Here is a 25,249-nt window from a genome sequence, read left to right as displayed (position 1 = left end):
GACACTATGCAGCTCAACATCACTGGAAATAACGTCGAAATTACTGAAGCTTTGCGCGAGTTTATTTCAGGCAAGTTCGCTAAGCTTGAACAGTATTTTGACCGGATAAATCAGGTCTACATTGTGTTGAAAGTGGAGAAAGTGACCCACACCTCGGATGCGACACTACATGTGAACGGCGGCGAGATTCATGCCAGTGCCGAAGGTCAGGATATGTATGCCGCTATTGACGGATTGATTGATAAACTGGCCCGGCAATTAACGAAACATAAAGACAAACTGAAACAACACTAATTGTCCGGGCAGTTAACGGGTGCAGGACGGCCTGTTGTGAAGCACAACAGGCCATTTGTACAGTTAGCGCTCCGAATCTGACCCGTTAGTTGGATGGGGCAGGTTCTTAGGTGAAATTATGATAAATAACGATTCGACTCTACAACTGAGCAGTGTACTTAACCAGGAATGTACGCGCAGTGGTGTCCACTGCCAAAGTAAAAAACGCGCGCTGGAAATCATCAGCGAACTGGCGGCAAAACAGCTCAGCCTACCCTCTCAGGTGGTTTTTGAAGCCATTCTGACGCGTGAAAAAATGGGCAGTACAGGGATTGGTAATGGCATTGCAATCCCACACGGGAAGCTGGAAGAAGATACGTTACGCGCTGTCGGCGTGTTCGTACAACTCGAAACGCCTATTGCTTTCGACGCCATAGATAATCAGCCTGTCGATCTGCTTTTCGCCCTGCTTGTTCCCGCCGACCAAACCAAAACGCATTTGCATACGCTGTCTTTGGTGGCGAAACGTCTGGCGGATAAAACCATCTGCCGCCGCCTGCGTTCAGCCCAAAGTGACGAAGAACTCTATAAAATCATCACTGACACCGAAGGTGAACAGGATGAAGCATAACAACCCAATGGCATCTCTTTATGTCGTTGTGAGGAGAAACGGTACATGGTACTGATGATCGTCAGCGGTCGTTCAGGGTCAGGTAAGTCTGTCGCCCTGCGTGCGCTGGAAGATATGGGTTTTTACTGCGTGGATAACCTTCCCGTAGTGCTGTTGCCCGATCTGGCCCGAACACTGGCCGATCGCCAGATTTCTGCGGCCGTCAGCATCGATGTGCGCAACATGCCGGAATCACCGGAGATTTTCGAGCAGGCAATGAACAACCTGCCGGATGCCTTCTCCCCTCAGTTGTTGTTTCTCGATGCCGATCGCAACACGCTAATTCGCCGTTACAGCGACACGCGCCGCCTGCACCCGCTGTCCAGCAAGAATCTGTCACTGGAAAGCGCCATTGATGAAGAGAGTGATTTGCTGGAACCCTTACGTTCCCGTGCAGATCTGATTGTTGATACGTCCGAAATGTCGGTGCATGAACTGGCAGAGATGTTACGAACTCGTCTGCTGGGTAAACGTGAACGCGAACTGACGATGGTCTTCGAGTCTTTCGGCTTCAAGCACGGTATTCCGATTGATGCGGATTATGTGTTTGACGTACGTTTCCTGCCTAACCCGCACTGGGACCCGAAACTGCGCCCAATGACGGGCCTGGATAAACCGGTTGCCGCATTCCTCGACCGGCACACAGAAGTACACAATTTTATTTATCAGACTCGCAGCTATCTTGAGCTATGGTTACCGATGCTGGAGACAAACAACCGCAGCTACCTCACCGTAGCCATTGGTTGTACTGGCGGGAAACACCGTTCGGTGTATATTGCAGAGCAGCTGGCAGACTACTTCCGTTCTCGCGGCAAGAACGTGCAGTCACGCCATCGTACGCTGGAAAAACGCAAAACATGACCGTGAAGCAGACTGTTGAAGTCACGAATAAGCTGGGTATGCATGCCCGGCCAGCAATGAAACTCTTTGAATTAATGCAGGGTTTTGAAGCTGAAGTATTATTACGCAATGATGAAGGGACTGAGGCTGAGGCAAACAGCGTGATTGCACTCCTGATGCTGGACTCAGCGAAAGGACGCCAGATCGAAATCGAAGCCACCGGCCCCCAGGAAGTAGAAGCGCTGGCGGCAGTCATCGCGCTGTTCAATTCAGGATTCGACGAAGACTAACCAGGCGTTCCTCTGCGATAGCGTCATATCTCCCGAAAAACACCGTCCCACCCGGTATGTATAAGCTTACCGGGCTGGACTGCCTGTATACACACGGATACGGTACGCCCCCTTCGACAAACCTGCGATGTTCACCTCCCTCGTGATGCCCTCCCCTATTTACTGTTACATTCAGACATTATTTGTACATTTAGTGCGCTTTTTGCCCTATAACAATATTAAGAAGACCTTAAGACTGATCGTTTAGGATTCATTTAAGTTGGAAGGTCATACTGGATTTATGTCAGCAAACATTTCCAGAGATCTCATGATACGTTTATCCCAACAGATCCCCCTGGGCACCGGAAGACATCGTAAATGTTATGCGCATCCGGATGATGCCCAGCGTTGTATTAAAGTCGTCTACCACAATGGGGATGGCGGCGATAAAGAAACCCGACGCGAGCTGAAATACTACGCGCACCTGTCACGCCACCTGAAAGACTGGAGCGGTATTCCGCGCTATTACGGTATGGTGGAAACCGATTGTGGCACAGGTTACGTCTACGATGTCATCGCCGACTTTGACGGCAAACCGTCCGTTACGTTGACGGAGTTTGCTGCCCAGTGCCGCTATGAAGAAGACGCCGTTGTCTTGCGTCAACTCCTGAAAAAACTCAAACGCTATTTGCGTGACAACCGTATTGTCACCATGACCCTGAAGCCGCAGAATATTCTGTGTCATCGCATCAGCGAATCAGAGGTGATCCCGGTGATTTGCGACAATATCGGAGAGAGTACGTTTATCCCACTGGCGACCTGGTCGAAATGGTTCTGTGAGCGTAAACAAGAAAGATTGTGGGAGCGGTTTATCGCCCAACCCGCACTCGCGGTAGCGCTGAAGAAAGACGCGCCGTCGAAAGACAGAAGCACGCTGGCCCTGTCTTCCCGCGAAGCGTAACTCAACCAAACGCGGGTTAAGCTATGTTCGAACTTGAAGGTTTACGGACTAACCTTATCGGCATTGGTTTGCCATAATATCGGCAAACCAATGCACTATCTCAATCCATCACTTCATTGCGTCTACGGACTTCACTAACTTTTGCGGTTTTAGCAACTCCGCGGGAATACTGGGTATTTTACTTACGATCACTTCTTTGCTGTTGCGTGTGATGCCATAAATAATCCGCTCTGGTGAGCTACGATCCCAGGCCCAGGCCTGCCCTTCAAATGGCACGTTGATGGTAGTCACGTACTCCAGTATTGAACCAGTTTCCGGCAGCCGCAAAACATAGAGTTCTTTGGCGTCGTGACCCGTAACGTATAACAGGCCGTCAGGACCCCAACCGCCGCCGGAGCTACTTTTCGGCGCCATTTTTTCCAAAACGTTCGATGGAAAAGCCCAACTCTCCAGTACGCGACCTTCGTTATCAAATTTGACCAGCGCCGTATAGTTATGATCTTTCCCAGCCTCGGTTCCTTTTTCGTCATAGTTGGCGAATCCGGCCCACCAGTAACCGCGATAAGGAAAAACCCAGGTTACTGAACCGTAGTTGAATCCCATAAAACCAAAGCTGTGATTGCCAACGTGAGACATATCGTTGGTACTAAACATTTCCATTGAGCTTAACACCGGCCTGCTGGAATAGTTGGAGTGCGAACAATATAAAACGTTGTCTTGCGCGTAACAGGAGTTGAAGTGTTTGATATTATCGCCTTCCTTCCCATGCCATACAGAAAGGGGGTTGCTACCGCCCTTTTTCGGGTACTTGGCAATAGTTTTGTCATCAATGGCGTAAATATAGCTGGCATCGACTGCAACGCCCTGACGTGCCTCCTCAATGGGAAAACGTGATAACTCTGTCGCATTCAACGCATGATCTTCCGCTGATGCGAAAGATGCGGATAGCAGGGCCAACGAAAAAAGACCGATCTTCTTCAACATCATTATTCCCTCTTGAATAAGGATAAAAGAAATAGCGAGGTTTACATATTGAGCAAACCTCATTAAGAGTTAGTTTCTCTCGGGCTGAAGATCCTTAAGGTCAGTGCGTTCACCTTCATTCTGCCGCTGACGTTCCAGCTCCAGAGCGCCGAAGTGCGTTAGAACGCAAAAAATGATGCAAAATATGACGCCGACAAGCAGTAGGTAAAAACCCCCATCCCAACCTACGTGATCAACCATGACGCCAAACAGACTCGTTCCCAACGATGCGCCAAGGATATAACTCATAAAACCACGCAAGCCGACGGCGGAACCGACTGCGAAACCTGGAACAATCTCCATCGTCTGCACTGATGCCAGGAACTGTGGTACATAAATAAGACAACCGACACAGGCAGCGAAAATAGTAATACTCAGTAAAGAGTCACTCTTCCAGTAACCCAGCAGGCAGAAAAATATTAAAACCATGCTGATGATAGCTGGCGGCATACGACGACCACGGAACAGCTTATCGCTCAACCAACCCGCCAACAGCGTAGTAGGGATCGCTGCCCATTCAAAAATCAGAAATGCAGTACTCATTTCCGCTTTGGTGAAATGCTTAACGCTTAATAGGTAAATCGGTAACCAGCTGATAATACCGAAACGAACCATATAAACGAAAACATCAACAAAGGAAACAAACCATGCATTTTTGTTTTTAAGCACGTAAGTACAAAAAATCTGCCATGAACTCATATCTTCTGGTGCGCGATCATCTTTTGCTTTGACGGTGACATCATCCGGAACAATAGTGCTCAAAGGTGGTAAACCTTCGCTAACTGGAGAGCCTTTCCCTGACATCAATACAACTGCCGACATCACAACAGCAACCACGGCCGGAACAACGTAAGTAGCGATTTTCCAGTGCTCTGTCCCTACCAGCGCGAAAGCACAACCGACAATGGGTGCAACAATACCACCACCGACATTGTGAGAAATATTCCAGACCGCGCCGACAATACCGCGCTCTTTACGCGGGAACCAGTTAGCGATGGTGATAAACGATGGGCCGACCCCCATCCCCTGAAAGAAGCCATTCAGTATGACTAACCCAGCAAACATCCAGAAGGCAAAACTGAAACCGAGCGCTAAGTTAACCAACGCACAAAGTACCAACCCCACTGCCATATAAACTTTGGGATTTGCTTTATCCGCCAGACTACTCATAATACCTTTACTAATACCATAAGCTATCAGCATACAACTACTAAGCAGGCCGATTTGCGTGGCGGACAGATTCAATTCCTGTTTTAGATAGGGTGTGGAAAGTACGAAGTTATTTCTGACAATATAATAAGAGAGATAGCCGATAAATACGCTAAAAAGCGCCTGCATACGATAACGATTATAGGTATTTTTAATTTCGTTATCCGGCACTTTATGCGTGGCCACTTTTGGCTTTAATAAAGAGAGCATAGATCACCTTCCTATTTTCATAGGGTTAACATAGATAACACTTGCTTTATGTGAAAATACAAAATGCCGTTCGATAAAAATCACTTCAGAAACCCTCAGTTATTTTTCTGACTGCCAGCATTAATTTTCACATTTGACATTAACCGACCATAACCAAGTTCAATGGCCATGCTGATAATGAAGAAAGTCGGTGAAAAGTACAATATGCCAATAATGAGTCAAAAATAACTCAAAAAAGAAATCCACATATGCCAATTATTTCCCATAATGCGTTTACATACTGGATTATCACAACAGCTTAATCAATAATGTGCAATATAAGGTTCAATACAAAAAAATGAGTTCATTATCTATTATTTTATAATTTTGAGAGCAGTCACATATTTTATCTGTAGTCGTTGTCCGATAATAAAGCAGCCAGAAAACAAAAAAAACATCATAAGCTTATCAGGGTTATACTCCGAAATGATTTACGTTTTACAAAGAGTGCTATTAGGTTGTTTCTTGTACGCCAGCGTCGCCTCTGCAGACGAACTGGTGATCGCCACAACGCTCTCATCGGAAGCGACGGAACATATTATCAATCAATGGCAAAAGCAGCCGCAGGCCGTCAAAATCCGCACATTGAACCGTACCAGTTCGTCTATTGAGCGCCTGCTTGAAAATCCATTGGGCGAAAATATCGATTTGGTGTTGAGTTCATCCCCTATGTTATTGCAGCGATTGCAAAGTAAAAACCACCTCCAGCCGTTTAACAATACGATGGAGACCAGCCGGAAGCTGGTGCCGGAATCCATCCGGGCGACCACCGTAGCCGTCGCCATTTCCGGTTATGGTATTTTAATGAACGTAAATCGCCTGGAAGAAAAAAACGAACCAATGCCGACCACCTGGGCAGCGCTGAGCCAATCGCGATATCAGGGAACGTTGCTGATGAGTAGCCCATCACGCTCAGATACCACGCACCTGATGATCGAAGATCTGTTGCAACAACAAGGGTGGCGAGAAGGCTGGAATACCTTGTTGAAGATTGGTGGCAATCTGGCAACCATTTCATCGCGCAGTTTCGGCGTCGCCAACAAGATAAGCAACGGGCTTGGAGATGTAGGGCCGGTGATCGATAACTACGCGAACGTGTTGCTAAACAATCCGTCTTTACACTTCATCTATTTTCCGACCTCTCGCGCAGCCCCTATGTTCACTGCCATAACCTATGACAGCAAGCATCCGCAGGAAGCTGGACGTTTTATCAATTTTCTGCTGAGTCCAAAAGGGCAACAGGCTCTCAGCGATTCCGACTCGGGAAAATACCCCGTTTACCCATTACCGTCCGATAACCCGCAGGCAGAACAACAGTCGCAACTGTTCTCATCACCCTCTCTTGATTATCCGCTGATCATGCAACGCCAGAAACTGATACAGCTTATGTTTGACAACGCCATTACCTTCCGCCTTACCCAACTTCAGGATGCCTGGAAGGCGTTGTATGCAGCAGAGAAGAGGCTGAAACATCCACTTCCGGAAATTCGGGGTTTGCTGACAGCTGTTCCTGTTTCACCTGAACAGGCCGCCGATCCGGATTATTTATGGCAATTCGAACAGAAGTCGGGATTTCGAGAAACGCAGATGATGGCATGGCAACAATTTTTTCAGCACCAGCAGCAACAGGCGATGACACAAATTGAGTTATTAAAATGAAGCGGTTGCTCACCATTGGTACGAGCTTACGACTGGCGTTCGCTTTCAGCGCAATCCTGACACTGTTCGTCAGCGTAGTCAGCCTTTACTCATGGCACGAACAGAATTCCCAGGTACGCTATGCGCTCGATGACTACTTTCCCCGGATTCAGGCGTCATTTCTGTTTGAAGAGAACCTGACGGCACTCGTTAACGAGTTCAATGAACTACAACAGACTAACAACACCAACAGCCGCATGCAGGTCAGAATGCAGATTGAACAACGTCTGCAAAAAATTCAGGCAATAAGCCCACATCTGGACCCTCAGCACCAAAATGCACTGAGCCAACAGGTCATCAATAGCCGCAAACTGCTCGACAACCTGGATAAAGCGTTATATGACAATAACCAGGAAAAGGAAAAACTCGATATCATTTCATCTAGAATCAATTGGTTGCATGATGATTTCAACACCGAGTTGAACTCGCTAACCCAAGACTTAAGCTGGCAACAGTCATCCCTGCTCAATCAACTTAGTCGGGAAAAAGATCGCCACGAAAGCCAGATACTACAAAAATCGCTTCATGGCGTGCAGGATGAACTGCAGTTGGTCTTCACGCTCTCCCACATAGAAGCCCAAATCGTCGACACCCTAAAAGAAATCGCTAACACTAACGACGCAGAAAATGAATCATTAAACCAACACATAAACTACCTCAACTATTTGAAACACAGCGTTGATGAAAACGTTCGCGCATTGTCCGTTTATTCAAGTACGATCACACTGCACCAGACTGTTTATTCGCTGCTGGAACTTGGCACACAGCAAAACTATCTGCCTGGGACTTTGGCGACCAGACGGCAGGCTCAACAGACACTAGAGAGTACCATCAGAGAAAAAGAGCGTGTGCTGATGCAAATACGCGGACAATTGGAAATGCAGTTGGGGAACAGCCACCAGCAGTTGCAAACATTCAACCTGAGATTAGAAAAAATAATGCAAATTAGTGGGTTGCTGATCTTTGGTGCCATGGTGACAGCTCTGCTATTCGTGATCCTGGTAAACTATTTTTATATTCGTCCCAGAATGATCCGCCGATTCAGGCAACTCAATGACGCCGTCGTCAAACTTAGCAATGGGGAACTGAACGCTGATATTACCGTGTCCGGCACTGATGAACTCGGCAGAATCGCTAATCTACTACGCCAAACGATCGAGCAAATAAACCAGCAGCAGCGCCAGTTGGAACTAGAAATCTGCGAACGGATCGCCACTGAAAAACATCTGCGTACTGCACAAAGCGAATTGATCCAAACAGCCAAGCTGGCCGTAGTTGGTCAAACCATGACAACGCTCGCGCATGAGATCAATCAACCGCTGAACGCGATGTCCATGTATCTCTTCAGCGCCGATCGTGCGCTGGCGCAACAAGACGTTGCCTCAGTGAAAAATTACGTGGAAACCATGCGGGCACTGGTCGAGCGCATTGACAACATCGTTAAACGACTACGTAATTTTGCACGCCGCCGTGATAGTGAGCTTGTCTGCGAAGCCATAAATCTACAACAGGTTATCGAATCATCATGGGAACTTTTGGCGCTGAAGCATCGCCCGCTGAAGGCGACCCTTAGCCAACCAAGCGACTTCCCTGCGGTCTATGGCGATGACGTCCTGATTCAGCAGGTGCTGGTCAACCTATTTACTAACGCGTTGGAAGCGCGCCAAAACGAACCTCCGTCCATTACCATTGACTACGAAGTTCATGCCTCCACACTAACGCTTTACGTTGCCGATAACGGAAAGGGATGGCCGCTACAACTGGCCGATCGGCTCCTTATGCCCTTTACCACCGATAAACCCGTCGGTCTGGGGATAGGTCTTTCTATCAGTCATTCCATTATGCATCAGTGCCAGGGAGAGTTGGACATTGCGTCAACACTGGACCGCCATGCGCTGGTTATTCTACGTTTCGGGAGGCCCTAAGTATGTCAAACGATACCCCTTCTATCCTGCTGATCGATGATGATAGTGACGTCCTGCAGGCCTACAGTGAACTCTTACAGCGCGAAGGCCATTCAGTTTGCACCTGCAACGATCCCACACAAGCATTAGTGCTACTTCAGAATGAATGGCCAGGTATCGTGGTTTGCGACGTCTGCATGCCAGACATTTCCGGTATGGTGTTATTGGAAAAGCTGATGACTATCGACACCAGCCTGCCCATTCTGATGATTACCGGACACGGCGATGTACCGATGGCCGTTGAAGCAGTAAAAAAAGGCGCTTACGACTTTTTGCAAAAACCCGTTAATCCGGAACAGCTCCTGATGCTGATTGAGAAGGCTCTGAAGGAACGCAATGCCTATATGGAGCAGAAAAAATGGCGCAGATCTCAGTTCAATCAGCACTTAATCGGCGACAGCAGTTGGATACGTCAAACACGTCAACGATTAGAAACACTGGCGGAAACAGCACTCCCTGTCTGTTTTTACGGTGAGCCGGGTACCGGGAGAACTCTGTCAGCCCAGTATCTTCATCAGTTCAGTTCCCGCAGAGACAGTCCGCTAATCAACCAGACGCTGAGTGCGAATAGCACACAGCTGCTGGAGGAGTGGGTCAAGGCAGCCGAAGGTGGCACGCTGTTGCTTAAAAATATTGAGCACCTGACGCTGGAAAATCAGCGTTACCTTCTCCAACAACAAGAAAGACCACAAGACAGATCGTTTCGCCTCGTTGTCATCAGCCAGACGCCGCTAGCTGAATTGGCTGCGGCGCAGAAACTTACGGCAGAACTCTATTATCTTTTTTCCCTCACCCATATCGAATGTCTTCCACTGAGCCAGCGCCCTGGAGACATTGAACCGATATTCAATCATTACCTGGCACTTACCTGTAAGCGATTAAACCGCCAACCACCACTACTGGGAAAAGCGTTCATGAAACGGCTGATGACCCGAATCTGGCCGGGTAACATCATTGAGTTGGTCAACGCTGCGGAACTGGCGGCTGTCGGAGTGCTCATGCTTGAAGATTCCGCCAATCTCCAGGTCATGGATGCCAATTCAACACCGCTGGATGAGCGCGTCGAAAGCTACGAACGGCAGATTATTATCGATGCTCTCAATATCTATAAAGGGCGCATCAATGACGTCGTCGACTATTTCCAAATTCCAAGAAAAAAGCTCTATCTGAGGATGAAAAAGTATGGGATTGATAAAATGGATTTCCGCTATGAAAAAAAAGCAGGAAGAGTGAAAAAAGAAGAGGAATAACCGGGGCGTCCTTTACCCCTACAACTGCAATTCAAACTTGCTCTGATATATTCCTTTAATCAAAAATTCTGGGCCGTAAACACGTATGTAGTTCAATTCACGTATTCAGCCATTAGCTTAATGAAGACGGTGGCGGGTCATAAATGACTCACCGCCTAGCTGGCGCATCTGACGAAGGATCCACGCCTGACGGCTACGCACATACCCTGATGGCGCACTGGCTTTAAACCGCAACGGATTCGGTAGCACCGCAGCCAGAAGCGCCGCCTCCGACATCGTTAACCGGCTGGCGGGTTTGTGAAAGTAACGAAGCGCTGCGGCTTCCACACCAAAAACGCCGTCCCCAAACTCCGCAATGTTCAGATAGACCGTCAGAATACGCTTCTTGCTCCAGACCGTTTCCATCCCTAATGTTAAACCGGCTTCCAGACCTTTACGCACCCAACTGCGGCCATCCCATAAGAACAGGTTTTTCGCGGTCTGCTGCGATAACGTAGAAGCACCACGAATACGGTTCTCATTGCGTTCATTGTGCGCCAGCGCTTTCTCAATAGAAGCCATATCAAATCCCCAGTGATCGGGGAACTTCTGATCTTCTGCGGCAATCACCGCCAGACCCATCCACGGAGAAATTTCATCCATGCTAACCCAGTCGGAATGCGCCACGTAGCCAAAGTTGCCCTGCAACCATGCGCCAATTTGCCGTTCCACCATGACCGCCGAGAAAGGCACGGGCACCACGCTGAAAAGCACGATCCCGCCGCCCCAAAAAACCGCCAGCACGATAACCGCGCGCAGGAAAAAGCGCTTTAGGATAGCCAGCGGTATACCGTGCCCTTTACTCATTCGGTTAAAGCCAGTACGCGCGATACCAGTTTTTCGATACCGAGTGCCGCCTGAGCAATATCCTGCGCCAGCATATAAGCGGGCGTAGTGACAATCTTGTTGTCTTCATCCACCACGATATCGTCGACCGGGCACGGCACATGCTCTGCGCCCATATCTTCCAGTACTTCAGCCGTATCAATATCGGTACCGATGGTCACGCGCAGTGGAAAATCGAAAATTTTCGGTAACATCGCGGGCGCAATGCACATGAATCCCAGTGGTTTACCCGCCTGATGCATCGCCACCGCCAGCGCCGCCAGATCGCTGTCGACCCGGCATTCACTGCCCTGACTGGCGAAATTACTCAGGTTTTTCGCTGCCCCAAAACCACCGGGGACAATCAGCGCATCCAGGTCGCTGGCAGCGGCCTGGGCCAGCGGGTGAATATCACCCCGCGTAATACGCGCCGCTTCAATCAGAACATTGCGTGAATCCGCCATCGTTTCGCCAGTCAGATGATTAATCACATCCGTTTGCTGCCTGTCAGGTGCAAAACAGATGGCCTGAGCGTCATTACGGGCTATCGCCAGCAAAGTCAAAACGGCTTCATGAATTTCAGAACCGTCATAGACACCACAGCCACTGAGCACTACACCAATTTTTTTCATCGTCATCGTCCTTTTCTCATCTGACTGAAACGCATTAAGAATTGTAATAAAAATGCTACGCTTCACACATTTCGCTGTTTCGTGTAACAAAATATTTAAGATGTTGCTATCTTAACTGCGTGCGGCCTGAAAAACAGGGCTGCGCCCTTGTAAATCATTACTATAACTTACGGCGCAGCCACGATTTCCCTGGTGTTGGCGCAGTGTTCGCGCACCCCGGTCAAGCCGGGGTCATTTTTTCCCAGCGTTTGCCACCCAGGCTTTCAGTACAGCGACGTCGTGCTGCCACTCCTGTTTCATCTCTTCAATCCATTCACCCACGTTATCTTCCCAGGCAGGGAGATCCGGTGATTGAATTTGCTGACCGAGCTGTTGCAGATGGCGCAGGCCAACGGAACCCGCCGCACCTTTAATTTTGTGGCCTTCTTCAACAACACCTTTTTTGTCACGCGCCGTTAAATTGGATTCCAGCACGCTTAAATAACCCGGCATCATCTTCTCAAACACCGCCAGACCGTCGGTAATTAACTTCGGCCCAACCAGTTCGATGTACTGCTCTAACATCGGGATATCTAACAGCGCTTGCGATTTACTGCTTTCTTCAGGTGTCACAGTGCTCTCCTCTTTATCACGGGTATCCCAGTATTTTTTAATCATGGCCGTTAGCGCCGGAACTGACAACGGCTTGCTCAGCACGTCGTCCATTCCCGCATCCAGGTACTCTTTTTTGTCTTTCAGCACGTTGGCGGTCAATGCCACCAGCGGCGGTAGCTCTTCCCGCGCATGGCGCTGGGTGAGCTCTCGGGAGATATCCAGTCCGGTCATGTCCGGCAATTGAATATCCAGCAGCACCAAATCGTATTCACCCGGGGTAAACATCTCCAGTGCGGCTTTTCCGGTCATCGCCACATCCACGCTGTTACCCAGCTTTTCCAGCACCGAGCGCGCGACAATCACGTTCAGCTCAATGTCTTCGACCAGCAGTACATGAAGCGCCGGCAGCGGTAACTCGTTTTCCTCAAACGCATCCTCCACCTCTTCCGCAACGGCGGGCGCATGCACGGTGAGCGTAAAGACAGAGCCGTGGCCCGGCTGGCTGGAAACCGTAATATCGCCGCCCATGTTTTTGGCCAGGCGGCGCGAGACGGCAAGGCCAATCCCGGTGCCCGTCGCCGGTTTTCCGCCGTGGCTGTCTTTCACCTGATAATACATGGCGAAGATTTTATCCTGCTCGTCCTGCGGGATACCGATCCCGGAATCTTGGACTTCAAAGTGCAGCATATCCCCTTCATCAAAGCGGGCCCGCACCGTGACCTGGCCTTGCTGGGTGAACTTCACCGCATTGCTGATCAGATTCCACAGGATCTGACGCAGTCGCGTACCGTCAGTGATCACCTTATGCGGTAATGGCAAGGTCGGTTCAAGGACAAAACGCAGCCCTTTTTGCTGGGCCTGCAGACCAGAGAGATTCTCGAGATCCGCCATAAAGCTGGTGAAATCGACCGGCTGGTTATCCAGTTGAACCTTACGCCGCTCCATCTTATCCATATCAATAATATCGTTGAAAATATTGCCCAGCGTCACCGCTGAAACATGGATAGTTTTCAGGTATTTTTCCTGCTCGCTCGTCAGGTCAGTGTCGAGCAGAATGCGGCTTAAGCCGACAATACCGTTCAGCGGAGTGCGTAGCTCATGGCTGATGGTCGAAATAAACGTCGTTTTGTCGCGGCTGGCGCGCTCAAGCGCATCCTGATAGCGCTTGCGTTCGGTAATATCGCGGCCAAAGCCCATAAGACCGTGGCGCTTACCTACGCGGTCGTAATAAGGGACTTTGCGAATTTCGAAGCAGGCTTTGCGCCCGTCGGGATAATCCAGCCATTGCTCATAGGTCAGCGACACATTGTGGCGAAAGACTTTCTCGTCCGTTTCAATCACCTTCTCCGCTGCCTCTGGCGAGTACACATCGATAGGTCTTAAATTGACCAGTTGCTTTTCGCTCTTCCCGGTCAGCAGTTCCATAGCACGGTTGCAGCCAGAAAACTCTTTATCTTCATTACGATAAAAAACCAGATCCGGCGAAGCGTCGAGGAAGGAACGTAAGAAGGAGGATTGCTGTTCAAGCTGGATTTGCGTCTGTTCACGCTCTTTAATTTCCACCTTGAGCTGCTCAAACGTCGAGTGCCGTTCCGCTTCTGCTTTTTCGCGGTCAGCGATCTCCTGATTAAGCTGGGAAATATTGTCTTTCAACTGCACATTGAGCTTGAGATCGCGTTCGCGCATCTCTTCCAGTTTTTGGACCAGACGCGACAAACGTTGCCTGGACTCTTCCAGTTGCTCCACCACCACTGACAGAAAATAGACTGCCCATGGGGTGATTAGCAGGCCGAAAAAGATCGAGCGAATAACATCGATACTTTCAACCTGACCATGCAGTACCATGGTGACAGCCATCTGCACCACAATAGCCAGCACGACCAAAGCCAGCGCTAACAACAGCGAAAAGCGCACCAGACCCAATTTCATCATCAGGTCGACATAGTACTGCGCCAGCATACGGATTTGCTTCATAGAGGGTTCCTTCACGACAACCTGGCACAATAATACTCAATTCTGAGCAAGGCGTTGAAGAATGTGTGAAAAATACGTGAACGACGCCATTTTTACGCCGGATGGTGCTAGCGCCTTATTCGGCCTGTGTTTTCCTGCGCACCCGCATACGCGCTGCGTCCTCCAACATCTTAACGCACATTGTCAGGCATCACCCAGCTACGTCCCAGCGCCGAGCCCTGTACGCCGTGTTCATTCAGGTACTTATCCAGCTCCACCATCCCGGTCCAGCGGTTTTCGCACCACAGCGGGGCAAGCAACGTTGGCCGACGAGCGCTGGCAGAGATGCGGTGGAAAATCACCTCCGGCGGCGTATGGCGGATCATCTCGCCCGCGGTACCGGTGTAATCCTCCAGCGCAATACCGCTTAAGCGCCCTGCTTCCCACGCCTTCGCCATGATGCTGCCTTTAACAATATGTAGCGGGTGCAACTTAATGCCATCGACGCCGGTTTCCATGACACGCTCCAGCGTTTGCAGACATTCGCTCTGCCCTTCTCCCGGCAGACCGACAATCAGGTGCGAGCAGACTTTTAACCCGCGCTCACGGGCAAGCTGGGTGGTGCGTTGATAACAGGCGAAATCATGACCGCGATTGATTCGGTGTAGCGTTTTGTCGTTCGCGGTTTGCAGCCCCAGTTCCAGCCAGACTTCATAGCCCTGGTCTTTGTATTCGCACAGCAGATCCAGCACAGCATCGGGAACGCAGTCCGGGCGCGTGCCAACGCACAATCCCACAATACTGGCCTGGCTTACCGCCTGTTGATACATCGAGCGCAGCACCTGTACTTCAGCAAAGGTGCTGGTATAAGCCTGGAAATAGGCCAGATAACGTTTGGCGCGATTCACCAGATTCGCCTGGTGCGCGAGTTGCTCAGCAATGGAGTGATGCTGCTGCGCTTCATCGGCAAAAGAGGCGACATTACAGAAGGTGCATCCGCCACGTCCGATGGTGCCATCACGGTTTGGGCAGCTAAACCCGCCGTGCAGCGTCAGTTTATGAACCTTTTGCCCATAACGACGTGAAAGATCCCCACCAAACATATTGACTAATTTCTGTAACTGCATAATCTGATAGACCGCGCCTTGAAAAGAGGCCAAAGCCTGCCATTTTTAGCCCTTGTCGGCGATGACCTGGATCAATCGTCACGGCGGCCTTTTATCAATTGCATAATCAATCAAAATAAATGAAATTTCATTCAAAGTAGCGTTGATTACTTTTCCTTATCTTTAGCCCTTTTTTTCATCTTCTGACGGCTTCAGGGTAAAAACAGTATCATGAAATGCCTTCCATCCATAAACCAGCATAAAATGCTGAATCTCACGGTTAATCAAGCTGAGATTGGGGTCAACAGCCCTTCCAGACAGTGAGACAGATCACACTCTCCGCTCCGTTTACCGAGCGTTAAATCAATGTAAAAAGTCTATCATTTTCAATACATTCAACACATTAATCGACCAACAGCACATTTTTGTATAAATAAGATTGCCATTTGACCTGTGTGTGGATTCCCGATAAGTTGGAAATCCGCTGGAAGCTTTCTGGATGAGTCGTGTGCTCATCATATTTATGCAGTAATTGAGATTCCCTCTGACAGCAAGTCCTCAAACTTGTTTGACCTACGCGAAACGGATGAAAGAGGGCGAATGCGAGGTAAGCGTATGACACGCAAACCCCGTCGCCATGCTCTTGGTGTGCCCGTGCGCAGCGGTCCAGAGAGGCGTCCCTCAGAGCCTGGGGAGGTTCACTGATATGTTGTACGATAAATCTCTTGAGAGGGATAACTGTGGTTTCGGCCTGATCGCCCACATAGAAGGCGAACCTAGCCACAAGGTAGTGCGTACTGCTATACACGCGCTAGCCCGAATGCAGCACCGTGGCGCCATTCTCGCGGATGGAAAAACCGGCGATGGCTGCGGTTTGCTGCTGCAAAAACCCGACCGCTTTTTTCGCATTGTTGCCGAAGAGCGCGGCTGGCGTTTAGCCAAAAACTACGCCGTCGGCATGATCTTTTTGAACAAAGATCCTGAGCTGGCGGCCGCATCCCGTCGAATTGTCGAAGAAGAACTCCAGCAGGAAACCCTGTCGATCGTTGGCTGGCGCGAAGTGCCGACCAATGAAGGCGTTCTCGGTGAAATCGCCCTCTCCTCTCTGCCACGTATTGAGCAAATTTTCGTTAACGCGCCTGCGGGTTGGCGTCCACGTGATATGGAACGCCGCCTGTTTATCGCCCGCCGCCGTATCGAAAAACGTCTGCAGGAAGACAAAGACTTCTACGTTTGCAGTCTGTCGAACCTGGTGAACATTTATAAAGGTCTGTGTATGCCGGCGGATCTGCCGCGCTTTTACCTGGACCTCGCGGACCTGCGTCTGGAATCGGCTATCTGCCTGTTCCACCAGCGTTTCTCCACTAATACCGTGCCACGCTGGCCGCTGGCGCAGCCGTTCCGTTACCTGGCGCACAACGGTGAGATCAACACCATCACCGGCAACCGCCAGTGGGCGCGCGCCCGTACCTATAAATTCCAGACGCCGCTGATCCCGGATTTGCAGTCCGCCGCCCCGTTCGTCAACGAAACCGGCTCCGACTCCAGCTCACTGGATAACATGCTGGAACTGCTGCTGGCTGGCGGGATGGACATCATCCGCGCCATGCGCCTGCTGGTGCCGCCAGCCTGGCAGAACAACCCGGATATGGATCCGGATCTGCGCGCCTTCTTTGACTTTAACTCCATGCACATGGAGCCGTGGGACGGCCCGGCAGGCATCGTAATGTCTGATGGTCGCTTTGCGGCCTGTAACCTTGACCGTAACGGTCTGCGCCCGGCGCGCTACGTCATCACCAAAGATAAGTTGATCACCTGTGCTTCTGAAGTGGGGATCTGGGATTACCAGCCTGACGAAGTGGTCGAGAAAGGCCGCGTCGGTCCGGGCGAACTGATGGTGATCGATACCCGCAGCGGGCACATCCTGCACTCTGCGGAAACTGATGACGATCTGAAAAGCCGCCACCCGTATAAAGAGTGGATGGAGAAAAACGTCCGCCGTCTGGTGCCGTTTGAAGAACTGGCCGATGACCAGGTGGGTCAACGTGAGCTGGATGACGACACCCTCGCCAGCTACCAGAAACAGTTTAACTACAGCGCCGAAGAGCTGGATTCCGTGATCCGTGTGTTGGGTGAAAACGGCCAGGAAGCGGTGGGTTCAATGGGCGACGACACCCCGTTTGCCGTGCTCTCCAGCCAGCCACGTATCATTTACGACTACTTCCGCCAGCAGTTCGCGCAGGTCACCAACCCGCCGATCGATCCGCTGCGTGAAGCACACGTGATGTCGCTGGCCACCAGCATCGGTCGCGAAATGAACGTCTTTTGCGAAGCGGAAGGCCAGGCGCACCGTTTGAGCTTCAAATCGCCGATTTTGCTGTACTCCGATTTCAAACAGCTCACCACCATGAAAGAGGAGCATTATCGCGCGGATACGCTGGACATCACCTTCGACGTGACAGAAACCTCGCTCGAAGAGACGGTGAAAGCGCTGTGCGACAAAGCGGAGCAAATGGTACGCAACGGCACCGTGTTGCTGGTGCTCTCCGACCGTAACATCGGTAAAAACCGTTTGCCGGTTCCGGCGCCAATGGCGGTCGGTGCGGTGCAGACGCGTCTGGTCGCACAGAACCTTCGCTGCGACGCTAACATCATTGTCGAAACCGCCAGCACGCGCGACCCGCACCACTTTGCCGTGCTGCTGGGCTTCGGCGCGACGGCAATCTATCCCTACCTCGCGTATGAAACGCTGGGCCGTCTGAGCGACACCCACGCGATTGCGAAAGACTATCGTACCGTGATGCTGAACTACCGTAACGGCATCAACAAAGGTCTGTATAAGATCATGTCCAAAATGGGCATCTCGACCATCGCCTCTTACCGCTGCTCAAAACTGTTTGAAGCCGTCGGTCTGCACGATGATGTGGTCAGCCTGTGCTTCCAGGGCGTGGTCAGCCGCATCAGTGGCGCAGGTTTTGCAGACTTCCAGCAAGACCTGCTGAATCTCTCCAAACATGCCTGGCTGGCGCGCAAACCGTTGGGTCAGGGCGGTCTGCTGAAATATGTTCACGGCGGCGAATATCACGCCTATAACCCGGATGTCGTGCGCACCCTGCAACAGGCTGTTCAAAGCGGCGAGTACAGCGACTATCAGGAGTACGCGAAACTGGTCAACGAACGCCCGGCGACAACGCTGCGCGATCTGCTGGCAATCACGCCCGGCGAAAAGGCCGTGAGCATTGATGAAGTCGAGCCCGCCACTGAACTGTTCAAACGCTTCGATACGGCAGCGATGTCTATCGGCGCACTGAGCCCGGAAGCGCACGAAGCGCTGGCGGAAGCGATGAACAGTATCGGCGGTAACTCTAACTCCGGCGAAGGCGGTGAAGATCCGGCGCGCTACGGCACCAACAAAGTGTCGCGCATCAAGCAGGTGGCTTCCGGTCGTTTCGGTGTGACCCCGGCGTATCTGGTGAACGCCGATGTGATTCAAATTAAAGTCGCTCAGGGCGCAAAGCCGGGCGAAGGCGGTCAGTTGCCGGGGGATAAAGTGACCCCGTACATCGCCAAACTGCGCTACTCGGTGCCGGGGGTGACGCTGATCTCCCCGCCTCCGCACCACGATATCTACTCGATCGAGGACTTAGCGCAGCTGATTTTCGACCTCAAGCAGGTCAACCCGAAAGCGATGATCTCCGTGAAGCTGGTTTCCGAACCGGGCGTCGGCACCATCGCCACCGGCGTGGCGAAAGCCTATGCCGATTTGATCACCATCGCCGGTTACGACGGCGGCACCGGCGCGAGTCCGCTCTCGTCAGTGAAATACGCGGGCTGTCCGTGGGAACTGGGCCTGGTGGAAACCCAGCAGGCACTGGTGGCTAACGGTTTGCGTCACAAGATCCGTTTGCAGGTCGACGGCGGTCTGAAAACCGGTGTCGACATCATCAAAGCGGCAATTCTGGGTGCGGAAAGCTTCGGTTTCGGGACTGGCCCGATGGTGGCGCTGGGATGTAAATACCTGCGTATTTGCCACCTGAACAACTGTGCAACGGGCGTGGCAACCCAGGACGAAAAACTGCGTAAGAATCACTACCACGGCCTGCCGTTCAAAGTGACCAACTACTTTGAATTCATCGCCCGCGAAACCCGCGAGCTGATGGCGATGCTTGGCGTGACGCGTCTGGTGGATCTGATTGGCCGTACCGACCTGCTAAAAGAGCTGGAAGGGTTTACCGCCAAACAGCAGAAGCTGGAACTGTCTCGCCTGCTGGAGACGGCCGAGCCGCATCCAGGCAAAGCCGTGTTCTGCACCGAAAACAACCCACCGTTCGACAACGGTGTGCTGAACGCGCAGCTGTTGCAACAGGCAAAACCGTTCGTCGACGAGTGCCTGAGCAAAACATTCTGGTTTGATATTCGCAACACTGACCGTTCCGTCGGCGCATCGCTCTCTGGCTATATTGCGCAGACGCATGGCGATCAGGGACTGGCGGCGGACCCCATCAAAGCGCACTTCAGCGGTACGGCTGGCCAGAGCTTCGGCGTCTGGAACGCGGGCGGCGTGGAGTTGTACCTGACCGGTGATGCCAACGACTATGTCGGCAAAGGCATGGCAGGCGGTTTGCTGGCGGTGCGTCCACCGGTCGGTTCGGCCTTCCGCAGCCATGAGGCGAGCATTATCGGCAACACCTGTCTGTATGGCGCTACCGGGGGACGTTTGTTTGCCGCAGGCCGCGCGGGTGAACGTTTCGGCGTACGTAATTCCGGCGCAATCACAGTCGTGGAAGGTATTGGCGACAATGGCTGTGAATACATGACCGGCGGTATTGTGTGTATTCTCGGTAAAACCGGGGTGAACTTCGGTGCCGGCATGACGGGCGGATTCGCCTACGTGCTGGACGAGAGCGGCGATTTCCGCAAACGTGTGAACCCGGAACTGGTGGAAGTACTGAGCGTAGACTCGCTCGCTATCCACGAAGAACACCTGCGCGGGTTGATCACCGAGCATGTGCAGCATACCGGTTCTCAACGTGGTGAAGAGATTCTGGCAAACTGGCCTGCTTTCTCCGCGAAATTCGCGCTGGTTAAACCGAAGTCCAGCGATGTGAAAGCACTGTTGGGTCACCGTAGTCGTAGCGCAGCTGAGCTGCGTGTGCAGGCGCAGTAAGGGGTTAAGATGAGTCAGAACGTATACCAATTTATCGACCTGCAGCGCGTTGATCCGCCGAAAAAACCGCTGAAGATCCGCAAAATCGAGTTTGTAGAAATCTACGAGCCGTTTTCCGAAGGTCAGGCGAAAGCGCAGGCGGATCGCTGTCTTTCCTGCGGCAACCCGTACTGCGAGTGGAAATGTCCGGTTCATAACTACATCCCGAACTGGCTGAAGCTGGCGAACGAAGGGCGTATCTTTGAAGCGGCGGAGTTGTCTCACCAGACCAACACCCTGCCGGAAGTGTGCGGTCGCGTCTGCCCGCAGGACCGACTGTGCGAAGGTTCCTGTACGCTGAACGATGAGTTTGGCGCGGTGACCATCGGCAATATCGAACGCTATATCAACGACAAAGCCTTCGAGATGGGCTGGCGTCCGGATATGACCGGCGTACGCCAGACCGACAAGCGCGTGGCGATTATTGGTGCCGGTCCGGCTGGACTGGCCTGTGCCGATGTGCTGACCCGCAACGGTGTAAAGGCGGTGGTGTTTGACAGGCATCCGGAGATCGGCGGCCTGCTGACTTTTGGTATTCCCGCGTTCAAGCTGGAAAAAGAGGTGATGACCCGCCGTCGTGAAATTTTCACCGGCATGGGCATTGAGTTCAAACTCAACGTTGAAGTGGGTCGTGACGTACAGCTCGACGCCCTGCTGAAAGAGTACGATGCCGTCTTCCTCGGCGTTGGGACGTACCAGTCAATGCGCGGTGGTCTGGAAAACGAAGATGCCGATGGCGTATTCGACGCCCTGCCGTTCCTGATCGCCAATACCAAGCAGATGATGGGCTTTGGCGAAACCACGGATGAACCGTTTGTCAGCATGGAAGGCAAACGCGTCGTGGTGCTGGGCGGTGGCGATACCGCCATGGACTGCGTACGCACTTCGATTCGCCAGGGCGCGACGCACGTCACCTGTGCCTATCGTCGTGACGAAGAGAACATGCCAGGCTCCAGACGCGAAGTGAAAAACGCGCGTGAAGAAGGTGTCGAGTTCCAGTTCAACGTGCAGCCGCTGGGCGTGGAGATAAACGCGAACGGTAAGGTGTGCGGCGTGAAAATGGCGCGCACTGAGATGGGTGCCCCGGATGCGAAAGGGCGTCGTCGCGCGGAGATCGTTGCCGGTTCCGAGCACGTTGTTCCGGCAGATGCGGTGGTGATGGCGTTTGGTTTCCGTCCGCACAGCATGGAATGGCTGGCGCAACACAGCGTTGAGCTGGATTCTCAGGGGCGGATTATCGCGCCGGAAGGCAGCGACAACGCCTTCCAGACCAGCAACCCGAAAATCTTCGCGGGCGGCGATATCGTTCGCGGTTCGGATCTGGTGGTCACGGCGATTGCCGAAGGCCGTAAAGCCGCTGACGGGATCATGAACTGGCTGGAAGTGTAAGTATCAGTGCCGGAGGGCGGCGTAACCGCCTTATCCGGCCTACAACGTACGCAAAACCGTAGGCCGGATAAGGCGAAAGCCGCCATCCGGCTTTTTTATGCGTTGAATAAACTCGCGCGCACCTTCACGACCACCTTCTTAATGTCCCCTGGAACATCAACAACGCAGCCCGGCTTATGCGGTTCTCCCGGCATAAATACCGCGAACATGCCCGGCTTCAACACCAACGCGTGTTCATTGTCGATGTGAGTACACAGCTGATAATCCTCCTCAACGTGCATCTCCTCACACTGACGCGCAGAACCGGTGATGCCGAACAGAATGCGTTCCTCACCCGCCAGCAGCAGCTGGATATCGATGTACTTTTCATGCAGCTCTGCCTTCTTCTCCTGCGGAGGCTGTGTGGCAAACTGCATCACATTCATAAAGATATCGTCACCGCGCAGTTCATAGCGCCCTGGTGCTGTTTCCTGTGGTCGGGCCGCTAACGCCAGCGTTAGCGCCTCTTCCAGTACCGGATGTAATCCGGCTGACGCCAGCGATTGAATATCACCTGTTACCATGATTTTTCTCCCTGAGCTATCAACGCAGCCCCTAATAACCCGGCGTCATGCCGATAATGCGCCGCACTCAACGCCACGTGGTACACCGGCTGCTCCTGCGCCAGAAAGTGACGAACATGCGTCAGATACTCTGGCGCCAGACCTACACTGCCGCCAATGACTACCCGCTGGCAATCGGTGGTGGCTTTCACATCGGCAATTAACCGCGCCAGCACCTGAGCGGAATGCTGGACCAACCGTATTGCCTGTTCATGCCCTTCAGCCGCCCGGGCAAAAATCGTTTTTGCATCACATCCAGCAAGTTCACCCTGAGCCGCCGCCGCAATGCCGCGTCCGGAGGCGATCGCTTCCACACACCCCACGCGTCCGCAGCCACACACCGGCCCCTGCGGATCCGCCAGCGTATGCCCCAGATGTCCGGCAAGTCCTCCCGCTCCGGTCAATAATTGACCGCCGCTGACGATGCCTCCCCCGACGCCGGTTGAAACGGTGATAAACACCATGTCGCTGACCTCTTTCGCAATGGCATGATATTCCGCCCAGGCCGCCGCCTGAGCATCATTCACCGCCAGCGCCGATAATCCGGTCAGTTCCTCTAAGGTGTGCACCAACGGGAAGTGCATCAGCCCGCCCAGATTTTGCGGATTAATCGACTGCAAGACGCCCTGATGAATAATGCCGGTCGAGGCAATCGCCACCCGTTTCGCCTGACTTTGCAGCGGCTCAATCAGCATTTTTAAGGCTTCGCGCAGCGCATCCGGTGTTTTGCTGGCAGGAGTGGGACGTTCGCAGCGTTCGCGGATCTGCAGATCGTCACCCACCAGCGCAGCAGCCAGTTTGGTGCCACCGATATCTATCGCCAATGTCGTCATTGCGCCTCCTGATGCCACTGACAACGGGATCCCGGTCGAGTGATGGCTGTACTTCTTTTACCCTGTAGTTCAGGTAACAACATGCTTCTTCCCCTACAAAGATTGCCCGGTACGCGACCGGGCAAGCGGATCAATTTTTCGTGTTGACTAAGGCGCTTTTGTCACCGCCCAACGGTACGACACCGCTGAATGGTTTGCCGTCGATAGCGTCATGCGTACGTAACGCTTCTGGACGCAGCCAGCGCTGAACACGGGTCGGCATATCGAGGCCAATCAGCAGGATCACCACAAACGTCAGGCTAAAGGAGAGCGATCCCAGCGCGGTGCCCAGATCCAGGCGTTGCGCAATCAATGCACCAAGGATCGGCGCCAGCGCGCCACCAAGAGCACCCACGTTATAGGTAAAGCCCAGACCTGCCGCACGCTGGTCGGTATCAAAATATCCGCCGATCAATTTCGGCAGGATCCCTGAGATCCCCTGGCCCAACATCTGCTGGAAGAACAGCAGCAGACCCAATACCCATACGTTTCCACCGCCAATGGCAAAAACCGGAATAATGAGCAACTGTGAGGCCAGCAGGCTACAAACGTAGGCTTTGCGGGTGCCCAGCCAGTCGCCGAGGAAACCGCCCACGCAGCAGCCTACCGCCGCGCCGAAGCCGCTAAAGAACAGAATGTTCGCTACCGTGTGCGGATCATAGGACAGCTCGGTTTTGAGATAGGTTGGGAGCAATGCCTGGATAGGCCAGGAGTAAAGGAACGCAAACAGCACCACCAGCATGAGCGTGACGCCGGTTGGCCAGCGTTTACCGCTACTCTGCACCATAAAGCTGATGAAGATGACGGCACACAGCAGACCTAATCCCGCCACAATGGCGGCATTGTGCAGATTACCTGCGAAGCAGAACCACAGAGCGGTCGCCGCCACGATGGTCATCAGGATATTAATGACCCGATGCTCACCCCGGTAGAGAATATCGACCATGGTACGTACCGGCGCTTGCCCTTCGTGTTTTTCTTTCCAGTCTTCCGCTTCCGGAATATTTTTTCGCAGCCAGAGCGCAAAGACGATCGGTACGATGCCAATAAAAAAGAGGACGCGCCAGCCCCAGATGGGTACGACCAGACTGTAGACCTGGGCTGCGATAACCGCGCCAATAGAGAAGCCGGAGATCAAAAATCCGCTGGCTTTGTTACGCAACTGCTTAGGCCAGCTTTCAATAACGTAGGTTGCGCTTGAACCATATTCGCCTGCCATGCCCATACCAATGACCAGACGCGCGATAAACATGGTGGTGTAACCAGGTGCAAAGCCGCAGGCCAGCGTACCGACGGAAAAAAGGATAATGCTACTGACCATTGCCAGACGGCGACCATAACGGTCCCCCATGGCGCCAAGCATCAGCCCGCCGAACCAACGGGAAATAAAGGCTGCCGAGATCAGACTTGCCGCCTGAACCGTCGTCAACCCAAACTCACTTTGTACATCTGTCAATACAAGCGCAATTAATACAAAATCAAATCCATCAAGCACATACCCTAACCAGGCGGCGGAAAATGCCCGCCACTGTGCCCGGTTGAGATGGCGATACCACGGGATGCTCTGGGTATTAGTACTCATTTTACTCTCCCGACGATTTTCATTGTTGTGCCGGATAACGGCA

General features: G+C 52.3%; 19 protein-coding genes. 10 read left to right on the top strand and 9 right to left on the bottom strand.

All coding sequences use genetic code 11. From position 1 onward, the window contains the following. The first annotated feature begins 6 nt into the window (after positions 1–6). From hpf to yrbL, 5 genes are all read left to right on the top strand, one after another. Positions 7–294, top strand: a complete 288-nt coding sequence (gene hpf / locus AC07UY_RS00340; RefSeq protein ID WP_192613636.1) for a ribosome hibernation promoting factor — start codon at positions 7–9, stop codon at positions 292–294. A gap of 118 nt (positions 295–412) precedes the next feature. Beyond that, complete coding sequence (gene ptsN, locus AC07UY_RS00335; RefSeq protein WP_162379339.1) at positions 413–904, top strand: PTS IIA-like nitrogen regulatory protein PtsN; 492 nt, start codon at positions 413–415, stop codon at positions 902–904. Between the two features lie 45 nt (positions 905–949). Continuing rightward, positions 950–1,804 (top strand): RNase adapter RapZ, encoded by an 855-nt coding sequence (rapZ, locus tag AC07UY_RS00330; RefSeq protein WP_162379338.1) that lies wholly within the window; start codon positions 950–952, stop codon positions 1,802–1,804. After that, positions 1,801–2,073, top strand: coding sequence for a PTS phosphocarrier protein NPr (gene npr / locus AC07UY_RS00325; RefSeq protein ID WP_012135339.1), 273 nt, complete (start codon positions 1,801–1,803; stop codon positions 2,071–2,073). The genes rapZ and npr overlap by 4 nt, the downstream gene beginning before the upstream one ends. A 307-nt stretch (positions 2,074–2,380) precedes the next feature. Continuing rightward, positions 2,381–3,013 (top strand): PhoP regulatory network protein YrbL, encoded by a 633-nt coding sequence (yrbL, locus tag AC07UY_RS00320; RefSeq protein WP_494700565.1) that lies wholly within the window; start codon positions 2,381–2,383, stop codon positions 3,011–3,013. Between the two features lie 108 nt (positions 3,014–3,121). Here the strand turns inward: yrbL and AC07UY_RS00315 are convergent, their stop codons facing one another. Next, entirely contained in the window at positions 3,122–4,000 is an 879-nt protein-coding gene (locus tag AC07UY_RS00315) for a hypothetical protein (RefSeq protein ID WP_494660887.1), read from the bottom strand. A gap of 66 nt (positions 4,001–4,066) precedes the next feature. Beyond that, positions 4,067–5,455: a phosphoglycerate transporter PgtP gene (pgtP, locus tag AC07UY_RS00310; protein WP_494660886.1), complete on the bottom strand. Its 1,389-nt coding sequence runs from the start codon at positions 5,453–5,455 to the stop codon at positions 4,067–4,069. Positions 5,456–5,920: 465 nt separating this feature from the next. Between pgtP and AC07UY_RS00305 the strand changes: the two genes are divergently transcribed. The 3 genes from AC07UY_RS00305 to pgtA are packed head-to-tail and all read left to right on the top strand — an operon-like array spanning position 5,921 to position 10,406. Then, positions 5,921–7,153, top strand: coding sequence for an ABC transporter substrate-binding protein (locus tag AC07UY_RS00305; protein ID WP_304521081.1), 1,233 nt, complete (start codon positions 5,921–5,923; stop codon positions 7,151–7,153). Further along, positions 7,150–9,117, top strand: coding sequence for a two-component system sensor histidine kinase PgtB (pgtB, locus tag AC07UY_RS00300; protein ID WP_494700564.1), 1,968 nt, complete (start codon positions 7,150–7,152; stop codon positions 9,115–9,117). The genes AC07UY_RS00305 and pgtB overlap by 4 nt, the downstream gene beginning before the upstream one ends. A 2-nt stretch (positions 9,118–9,119) precedes the next feature. Continuing rightward, positions 9,120–10,406, top strand: a complete 1,287-nt coding sequence (gene pgtA / locus AC07UY_RS00295; RefSeq protein ID WP_494700563.1) for a two-component system response regulator PgtA — start codon at positions 9,120–9,122, stop codon at positions 10,404–10,406. A gap of 117 nt (positions 10,407–10,523) precedes the next feature. On the opposite strand, the gene mtgA is transcribed toward pgtA, so the two are convergent. From mtgA to mnmL, 4 genes are all read right to left on the bottom strand, one after another. Beyond that, positions 10,524–11,252 (bottom strand): monofunctional biosynthetic peptidoglycan transglycosylase, encoded by a 729-nt coding sequence (gene mtgA / locus AC07UY_RS00290; protein ID WP_494700562.1) that lies wholly within the window; start codon positions 11,250–11,252, stop codon positions 10,524–10,526. After that, entirely contained in the window at positions 11,249–11,902 is a 654-nt protein-coding gene (elbB, locus tag AC07UY_RS00285; RefSeq protein ID WP_203359823.1) for an isoprenoid biosynthesis glyoxalase ElbB, read from the bottom strand. Before elbB ends, mtgA begins: the two co-directional genes overlap by 4 nt. Positions 11,903–12,133: 231 nt before the next feature. After that, on the bottom strand, positions 12,134–14,470 hold the full coding sequence (gene arcB, locus AC07UY_RS00280) for an aerobic respiration two-component sensor histidine kinase ArcB (RefSeq protein WP_494700561.1): 2,337 nt from the start codon (positions 14,468–14,470) through the stop codon (positions 12,134–12,136). A 170-nt stretch (positions 14,471–14,640) separates the two neighbouring features. Further along, entirely contained in the window at positions 14,641–15,576 is a 936-nt protein-coding gene (mnmL, locus tag AC07UY_RS00275) for a tRNA modification radical SAM protein MnmL/YtqA (protein ID WP_494661505.1), read from the bottom strand. A gap of 685 nt (positions 15,577–16,261) precedes the next feature. Here mnmL and gltB point away from each other — a divergent pair. Both gltB and gltD read left to right on the top strand, forming a co-directional pair. Next, positions 16,262–20,722, top strand: a complete 4,461-nt coding sequence (gltB, locus tag AC07UY_RS00270; RefSeq protein ID WP_494700560.1) for a glutamate synthase large subunit — start codon at positions 16,262–16,264, stop codon at positions 20,720–20,722. A gap of 9 nt (positions 20,723–20,731) precedes the next feature. Next, positions 20,732–22,150 (top strand): glutamate synthase subunit GltD, encoded by a 1,419-nt coding sequence (gltD, locus tag AC07UY_RS00265; protein ID WP_203359819.1) that lies wholly within the window; start codon positions 20,732–20,734, stop codon positions 22,148–22,150. Between the two features lie 95 nt (positions 22,151–22,245). On the opposite strand, the gene nanQ is transcribed toward gltD, so the two are convergent. The 3 genes from nanQ to AC07UY_RS00250 all read right to left on the bottom strand — a co-directional run bounded on the left by nanQ (position 22,246) and on the right by AC07UY_RS00250 (position 25,206). Beyond that, a complete protein-coding gene (gene nanQ, locus AC07UY_RS00260) occupies positions 22,246–22,713 on the bottom strand; it encodes an N-acetylneuraminate anomerase (RefSeq protein ID WP_494700559.1) in 468 nt (155 codons plus the stop codon). Further along, positions 22,707–23,585 carry an N-acetylmannosamine kinase gene (gene nanK / locus AC07UY_RS00255; protein WP_494700558.1) on the bottom strand — a complete coding sequence of 293 codons (879 nt, stop codon included), beginning with the start codon at positions 23,583–23,585 and terminating at the stop codon, positions 22,707–22,709. Before nanK ends, nanQ begins: the two co-directional genes overlap by 7 nt. A 130-nt stretch (positions 23,586–23,715) precedes the next feature. Then, the gene (locus AC07UY_RS00250; protein ID WP_203359816.1) at positions 23,716–25,206 is read right to left on the bottom strand and encodes an MFS transporter; all 1,491 of its coding nucleotides are present in this window, start codon (positions 25,204–25,206) and stop codon (positions 23,716–23,718) included. Positions 25,207–25,249 lie beyond the last annotated feature (43 nt).

Source organism: Citrobacter sp. GW821-FHT02E08, from assembly GCF_059421685.1.
Note: the sequence above shows the minus strand (reverse complement) of the source record. Positions and strands in the feature narration are given on the sequence as shown.

Coding starts and splice junctions, on each gene's coding strand:
- hpf (WP_192613636.1), top strand. CDS start 7: ATGCAGCTCAACATCACTGGAAATAACGTCGAAATTACTGAAGCTTTG.
- ptsN (WP_162379339.1), top strand. CDS start 413: ATGATAAATAACGATTCGACTCTACAACTGAGCAGTGTACTTAACCAG.
- rapZ (WP_162379338.1), top strand. CDS start 950: ATGGTACTGATGATCGTCAGCGGTCGTTCAGGGTCAGGTAAGTCTGTC.
- npr (WP_012135339.1), top strand. CDS start 1,801: ATGACCGTGAAGCAGACTGTTGAAGTCACGAATAAGCTGGGTATGCAT.
- yrbL (WP_494700565.1), top strand. CDS start 2,381: ATGATACGTTTATCCCAACAGATCCCCCTGGGCACCGGAAGACATCGT.
- AC07UY_RS00315 (WP_494660887.1), bottom strand. CDS start 4,000: ATGATGTTGAAGAAGATCGGTCTTTTTTCGTTGGCCCTGCTATCCGCA.
- pgtP (WP_494660886.1), bottom strand. CDS start 5,455: ATGCTCTCTTTATTAAAGCCAAAAGTGGCCACGCATAAAGTGCCGGAT.
- AC07UY_RS00305 (WP_304521081.1), top strand. CDS start 5,921: ATGATTTACGTTTTACAAAGAGTGCTATTAGGTTGTTTCTTGTACGCC.
- pgtB (WP_494700564.1), top strand. CDS start 7,150: ATGAAGCGGTTGCTCACCATTGGTACGAGCTTACGACTGGCGTTCGCT.
- pgtA (WP_494700563.1), top strand. CDS start 9,120: ATGTCAAACGATACCCCTTCTATCCTGCTGATCGATGATGATAGTGAC.
- mtgA (WP_494700562.1), bottom strand. CDS start 11,252: ATGAGTAAAGGGCACGGTATACCGCTGGCTATCCTAAAGCGCTTTTTC.
- elbB (WP_203359823.1), bottom strand. CDS start 11,902: ATGAAAAAAATTGGTGTAGTGCTCAGTGGCTGTGGTGTCTATGACGGT.
- arcB (WP_494700561.1), bottom strand. CDS start 14,470: ATGAAGCAAATCCGTATGCTGGCGCAGTACTATGTCGACCTGATGATG.
- mnmL (WP_494661505.1), bottom strand. CDS start 15,576: ATGCAGTTACAGAAATTAGTCAATATGTTTGGTGGGGATCTTTCACGT.
- gltB (WP_494700560.1), top strand. CDS start 16,262: ATGTTGTACGATAAATCTCTTGAGAGGGATAACTGTGGTTTCGGCCTG.
- gltD (WP_203359819.1), top strand. CDS start 20,732: ATGAGTCAGAACGTATACCAATTTATCGACCTGCAGCGCGTTGATCCG.
- nanQ (WP_494700559.1), bottom strand. CDS start 22,713: ATGGTAACAGGTGATATTCAATCGCTGGCGTCAGCCGGATTACATCCG.
- nanK (WP_494700558.1), bottom strand. CDS start 23,585: ATGACGACATTGGCGATAGATATCGGTGGCACCAAACTGGCTGCTGCG.
- AC07UY_RS00250 (WP_203359816.1), bottom strand. CDS start 25,206: ATGAGTACTAATACCCAGAGCATCCCGTGGTATCGCCATCTCAACCGG.